This is a genomic window from Spiroplasma endosymbiont of Megaselia nigra, assembly GCF_003987485.1.
GTDB lineage: Bacteria > Bacillota_I > Bacilli_A > Mycoplasmatales > Mycoplasmataceae > Spiroplasma.
This window is the reverse complement of sequence record NZ_RCOO01000256.1, coordinates 1-1,342: the sequence shown is the minus strand read 5'-3', so window position 1 is coordinate 1,342 and position 1,342 is coordinate 1. Positions and strand designations below refer to the sequence as shown.

Below are 1,342 nucleotides of genomic sequence, written 5' to 3'. Positions count from 1 at the left end.
AGAGATTATTAAATCTCTTTTTATTTTAGCTTGTTTTAATTGTAATTTTAACTGGATTGTTGCTTTTATTTCTAATACCCAATACATTTGGATTATTAACATCTATTGTTATATTTTTATCATTACCTAAGTAATAAGTTCAATTTGCTGATAAATTAGCAAATAATACTTTTGAAAATATAATTTTTAATTTCATATCATTTGTATAATATGCTTGTAAATAAGTTTCTTTAATTTTATCATTAACTTTATTAGACAGTGATGTTATTTGTAATAAAAATTTAATATATTCGATAATTCCAACTTTTTCAGGTTTATATTTATTTGCATATTCTCCAATAGGTAAACCAGTAGCAAAACCAGTAGCAACTGTTTGAATATCATTAGTTATATTTTTAGTATATAAAGTTATTGTATTATCAAAATTAACTTTATCAGTTTGTGAACCACCACTTTGTTGCAAAGTTATATTTTCTAATGAACCATAATTATATGCACAAAACTCATTATAACCACTACCTAAAATATTTACATTTCTATTAGGAATAAAATTTTCTATATTTGGTGGCCCACATTCAACTTGTAAATTATTAAGATTACTTATCTCAATTGTTTTATATGAACCAATAAATTTTTCAATACTCTGAATTGTTGGGTCAATTTGTTTTAAATCAATTTCAGTTTCATAATAACCTTGATTAAAATCATCAGAAAATAAATTGATGGATTCAGAATTTAAATGTGCTTTCTTACATTGTGCTGGTGCGGTAATTTTGGTTTTTAATGGTAGTACTACATCAGAAGGCATAATATCTTTGGTATATGTTTTATAATCATATGGCACTGGTGGTAATACATATTGTGGGTAATTAAATGTTGGTATTTCATAATCGTGCGGTAATAGAAAACTAGTTTTATAATTAGTTGTCATATCGCGTAAATAATTATTTAATGTGCTTTTTGTTTTACCACGAAAACTCCATACTGATAATCTTAAATAATCTTCTTCATTATTGGTATATGGGTTATCAGCATAAAAGATAATTTCAAAATTACCTTTATATAATGCTTGAATTGAAAACATATCAATTATATAACTACAATTTGTACCATCGGGTGTTTGTAAGAATTCACAATCATTATCTTTTTCACTATCACTAACTGGTGTTTGAGCATCAACTGCTTTAGTTTGTTCATTAATTAAATAAACTCGGTTAGTTTTAGGATTTAATTGTTTTAAATTATATGTTGAATAAACTAACTCACTTGTTTTTGAACCATCGTTAGTTAAAACAGTACCTTTACATTTATCGGTTAATAAAGTTGTAAAACCTAAACTAGT

At 24.7% G+C, this 1,342-nt stretch carries 1 protein-coding gene; it reads right to left on the bottom strand.

Translation table 4 applies throughout. The annotated features are described in order from the left end of the window. Positions 1–25: 25 nt before the first annotated feature. On the bottom strand, positions 26–1,342 hold a 1,317-nt coding region (locus D9R21_RS07650), incomplete at its 5' end, for a hypothetical protein (RefSeq protein ID WP_158613980.1).